The organism is Bartonella sp. AC130YNZD, assembly GCF_042196865.1.
In the GTDB taxonomy this organism is placed as follows: domain Bacteria; phylum Pseudomonadota; class Alphaproteobacteria; order Rhizobiales; family Rhizobiaceae; genus Bartonella.
The window spans coordinates 1-3846 of sequence record NZ_JBHIQZ010000063.1; the positions used below are offsets into that span (position 1 = coordinate 1).

Below are 3846 nucleotides of genomic sequence, written 5' to 3' on the forward strand. Positions count from 1 at the left end.
TCCTACATTATAGCAAAAGGAGACTAAAGCCGCGAATTGTTCATCGGTTAAAGAAACTTGAACGGCTTGTTCAACGGTATTTTCAAATTGTTTTAAATCTTGGCAAAGAAGTTCTTCAGCTTGTTTTTCAGTGATTGCCATACCTTTATGAACAAAAGGTTTTCCAGCATTGTTTGTATGTCCATAACCAATGGTCCACACCCCGATGGCATCTTTATAGGCATTAAGACGTAAACCTTCCCATTGTTTAATCAGTGCTAGCCCTTCTGGTGATATTGTTCTCATGTATTGCTCCTATAAAAAAGCCCCACAAAAGGTGGGGCAGATTGATAGATTAAAATTGTAATTATTGCGTTTTATTAAAAGTAGTGTTTCATGTAACTTTTTTCTATGTTATACGTTACATGAAACATAATGGAGATTTTGTTATGGCTACGATGCACGTCAATGAACGCGTTCAAAAACATCGCAACGCACAAAGAAAAGCAGGTTTGCGCTTAATGCAAATTTGGGTACCAGATACTCGCCAACCGAACTTTGCAGAAGAGTGTCGACGCCAATGTCGCTTAGTCGCAAAAATGGATAAAGCAGATACATCTATGCAGTTGTTAATGGATCAATCTTTAATGGATATTGATGGCTGGACAGAATGATGCGTGGATCTCTCGTAACAATAGCTATGCAAGGCGATTTTGGTAAACCAAGACCTGCGTTAATCATTCAAGCTAATCAATTCAGTGAACATACAAGTGTAACGGTTTTACCCATTACTAGCACACTTGTTGATGCGCCATTACTCCGTATTACGATTCAGCCAAACGCTAAAAATGGTTTGCAAAAGCCTTCGCAAGTAATGATTGATAAGATTATGACGGTAAGATGTGATAAAATGAGTTCCATTTTTGGTTCTCTTCAAGCAAAGGAAATGCTGGAGATTGAACGTTGTTTGGCTGTATTTTTAGGAATAGTAAAATAAAAATTGGATTTCTTCTCTCTTGACAAATGTTCGTTTATAAACGAATATACATCATGTTTGAAATACGTCACTACCTTACCTCTGATGGCAAAGACTTGATAGCCGATTGGCTGCGAAAGCTCCGTGATGTGCAGGCTAAAACTGCAATTATTCGCCGTCTTAATCGTTTAGAGCAAGGAAACTTTGGCGATTTCAAGCCGCTTCGTGAGGGTGTTCATGAATTGCGTATTAATGTTGGTCCTGGCTACCGAGTTTATTATGTCCAATCTGGAAAGACCGTATTGTTGCTATTATGCGGTGGCAGCAAAAAAACACAAGAGACTGATATCACTCGTGCATGTGCTTGCTGGCGTGATTGGCAAAACCGTGAAGATTAAAGGAGTGTAAAAATGAAAGACCGTAACCATGATGATGCAATGGCAGAAATATTCCATGATGACCCTGAGTTGGCAGCAGCGACCCTTGATGCAATCCTAGCAGATGGTGACCAGGGGGAACTGCTTGTAACACTTCGTCAAATGGCAAAAGCCTATGGTGGTGTTCAAGCTGTAGCTAAAGCAGCCAAACTGAATCCTACACAACTTTATCGTACACTTTCAGAAAAAGGCAATCCAGAGTTCCGTAGCTTGAATGCTTTACTACGTACCATGGGGCTTCGCTTAGCTGTACAACCTCTTGAACGACCCGTTCCACACGTGTAACTTTAGTTCCACTCCCCACCTTTAAAGATGGGGAAGGGAGGTATTTAAGCAACTTTTCTAATGGGGCTCTCGAAATTTGGTTCATAAGCGCGCAACAAAGAATCCATGCTATGTGGCGGTTCGGAAGCTCCAAAATCTGTCAAAATTGCCAAGATTTTTGTAATATTGGGTACGTCATCTTGAAGTTTTAAAATCAAAACCTTTTCTATTGCATTCATAGTTTGAACCAGAGCACTACAATCTTTGTCGCTCACATTTTCATCATTAGAAAATTGAGATAATGCTATCCATAAATCGCATAAGAAGTTGGTATCTATCTTCATTGCACACCTCCATGGATTTGTTCTCTCAAACATGCCAATCCTTTGGATGTGATTTTTGTTGAAGGGAGTACTTTCTCTGTACCATCCGGTCTTTGAATAGTGATAGCAGGACAATCCATGAATCCTTTCTTGATCTTGTCCTGATAAGGCAACAGAGGTGCTCCTGGAGCTCGTCGATAGACCCAGTCATGCTTACGCAAGTAATCTGTTAAATCCTTTGGTCGCACTTCAAGCATCTTCGCTGCTTCGATAAGACCAAACAAACCATCAGAGCGTTTTAAGCCTTCTAAAGCCTTTGCTTTTGGAGTTAGTTCTGCAATCACATGATCTTTCTGTTTGATTTGGCTTTGTAAGTGATTCAAAACACCAAGTAATGCTTCAGGTTTCGAATAGTCAACTTGTGGTGTTGTTACTTGTTTTAACTGTCTTTCACATTCGATAAAGTATAAACGCGCTTCTCTACCTTTCTTATTATTCTCAAGCATAGAAAGTTCTTTTGCTACACTTAAAGTTAGATGATAATCTTTACGATTGTGACCGCCTCTGCCTTTGCTCGCCAAATTTGGCGACCAAACAAAGTCTTGATTTTCTAATAAATTATATTTTTTGATACGGTCAGTAATCCAATTGGAAAAATCTTTACCTATTTCCAAAAACGCATGTAATTCACGTGCGTTGACTGTTTGAACGATATCACCATTAATCGTGGTTTGATGTATATCAATTAAATACTGTGCCATAATTTGGCTCCTATGTGCTTAAAGGTTTCTTAATGACACTCAATTAAAGAGTGCCGGGTGCTAAGAAACACGGCACATAGCCCGTCGTTACGCCTTTCCCGCAAGGGTATTGTATAGCGTAACCACACCCGACAATATCATTATATGCTTGTAGCATACAACGAGTCAAAGTTTTTAATTGGCGGTGAAAAGATTGTTTCGGCAACCAATCCGCTAGATGTTTTAAGGTGTTTTTGAGGCACCTGATTCGATTATTCATATTGTCGCCACATTGTCAAGCGGTTTTCGATATTTTTTGCATTTTTGCTAATTGATGCCTTCCTCGTCCATATGGATAACGCCTTCGCCTTCGTCGCATGCGTTTGGTGGGGCGTTTGGGTCAAGGGTATCATCTTTGTCTGGTGTGGTGTTTGCAACGTTTCCAGCTGTGTCTTCTTGGGCTTCATCAAAAAGCTCGCAATCTATTTTTGTGGTGTAACCACCTGTTTTATCAAGCTTGTGTTTAACGCTTTTGATGCGCCATTCTGCTGGAATATAGGGGCGGAAAGGGGGCTCTTGAACAAGCTTTGCTTCTGCTTGTACAAAGGGATCACCACCAATATCACATGAGAAAGAAGATTTCCCACGCGATGATTTATTGCGATAAGCCGCAATGGCTGCAACAGCCTCTGATTGGTTATGGTAGGTATATTTGAGTTCATGAAATGGTGGTTTGCCAACCTTGACTTCCTTTTTTTCACCAGTGCGAATATCATGATAGCTTGCAATAACACCGCCTTTTTTCTCTTCTTCTTGCTCTTGATTTTCAGGCATTTTGGCTTCCGTCTCTGCTTTAGGCAAATTAAGGGCGTCATTTTCATCCATATGGATAACATCTTCGCCTTCTTCAACTTCTTCTGGTTCTCGTGCATCAGCGGCGGCTTTTTGATCATCTCCTGCCTCTGTTGCTAAGCCATTGGCCGCTCCTGCTTCATCACGCGCACTGTATTTAAAATCCCAAGAGGTACAGAGTTTTTCATGGATAATAACAACGGGGAGTGTTTCACCAGTGATGGCTTTGCCTTCCCCCCGTTTGGCAAGAACAAGTTTACCATCAACGGGTTTTG

At 40.7% G+C, this 3846-nt stretch carries 7 protein-coding genes and 1 pseudogene; 4 read left to right on the forward strand and 4 right to left on the reverse strand.

Annotated features, from left to right (window positions below; translation table 11 throughout):
- Positions 1-285 (reverse strand): lysozyme (locus ACFINU_RS09290; protein ID WP_375618892.1); only part of this gene is annotated, 285 nt, incomplete at its 3' end.
- Between the two features lie 143 nt (positions 286-428).
- Here ACFINU_RS09290 and ACFINU_RS09295 point away from each other — a divergent pair.
- Genes ACFINU_RS09295 through ACFINU_RS09310 form a run of 4 tightly spaced genes read left to right on the forward strand, consistent with a single transcriptional unit; the run spans position 429 to position 1677 of the window.
- The gene (locus ACFINU_RS09295; RefSeq protein ID WP_375618891.1) at positions 429-653 is read left to right on the forward strand and encodes an antitoxin MazE family protein; all 225 of its coding nucleotides are present in this window, start codon (positions 429-431) and stop codon (positions 651-653) included.
- Positions 653-976, forward strand: coding sequence for a type II toxin-antitoxin system PemK/MazF family toxin (locus ACFINU_RS09300; protein ID WP_375618893.1), 324 nt, complete (start codon positions 653-655; stop codon positions 974-976). Before ACFINU_RS09295 ends, ACFINU_RS09300 begins: the two co-directional genes overlap by 1 nt.
- Before the next feature lie 53 nt (positions 977-1029).
- The gene (locus ACFINU_RS09305; protein ID WP_375618890.1) at positions 1030-1353 is read left to right on the forward strand and encodes a type II toxin-antitoxin system RelE/ParE family toxin; all 324 of its coding nucleotides are present in this window, start codon (positions 1030-1032) and stop codon (positions 1351-1353) included.
- Between the two features lie 12 nt (positions 1354-1365).
- A complete protein-coding gene (locus tag ACFINU_RS09310) occupies positions 1366-1677 on the forward strand; it encodes a DNA-binding protein (protein WP_375618889.1) in 312 nt (103 codons plus the stop codon).
- Positions 1678-1721: 44 nt separating this feature from the next.
- Here the strand turns inward: ACFINU_RS09310 and ACFINU_RS09315 are convergent, their stop codons facing one another.
- The 3 genes and pseudogenes from ACFINU_RS09315 to ACFINU_RS09325 form a co-directional block, all read right to left on the reverse strand.
- Positions 1722-2000 (reverse strand): hypothetical protein, encoded by a 279-nt coding sequence (locus ACFINU_RS09315; RefSeq protein ID WP_375618888.1) that lies wholly within the window; start codon positions 1998-2000, stop codon positions 1722-1724.
- Positions 1997-2740 (reverse strand): antA/AntB antirepressor family protein, encoded by a 744-nt coding sequence (locus ACFINU_RS09320; protein ID WP_375618887.1) that lies wholly within the window; start codon positions 2738-2740, stop codon positions 1997-1999. The genes ACFINU_RS09315 and ACFINU_RS09320 overlap by 4 nt, the downstream gene beginning before the upstream one ends.
- 306 nt (positions 2741-3046) lie before the next feature.
- Positions 3047-3846 (reverse strand): annotated as a pseudogene (locus tag ACFINU_RS09325) (late control protein); the annotation flags it as partial.

Excerpts from the sequence above, each read along its gene's own strand:
- ACFINU_RS09295 (WP_375618891.1), top strand. The coding sequence starts at position 429 with ATGGCTACGATGCACGTCAATGAACGCGTTCAAAAACATCGCAACGCA.
- ACFINU_RS09300 (WP_375618893.1), top strand. The coding sequence starts at position 653 with ATGCGTGGATCTCTCGTAACAATAGCTATGCAAGGCGATTTTGGTAAA.
- ACFINU_RS09305 (WP_375618890.1), top strand. The coding sequence starts at position 1,030 with ATGTTTGAAATACGTCACTACCTTACCTCTGATGGCAAAGACTTGATA.
- ACFINU_RS09310 (WP_375618889.1), top strand. The coding sequence starts at position 1,366 with ATGAAAGACCGTAACCATGATGATGCAATGGCAGAAATATTCCATGAT.
- ACFINU_RS09315 (WP_375618888.1), bottom strand. The coding sequence starts at position 2,000 with ATGAAGATAGATACCAACTTCTTATGCGATTTATGGATAGCATTATCT.
- ACFINU_RS09320 (WP_375618887.1), bottom strand. The coding sequence starts at position 2,740 with ATGGCACAGTATTTAATTGATATACATCAAACCACGATTAATGGTGAT.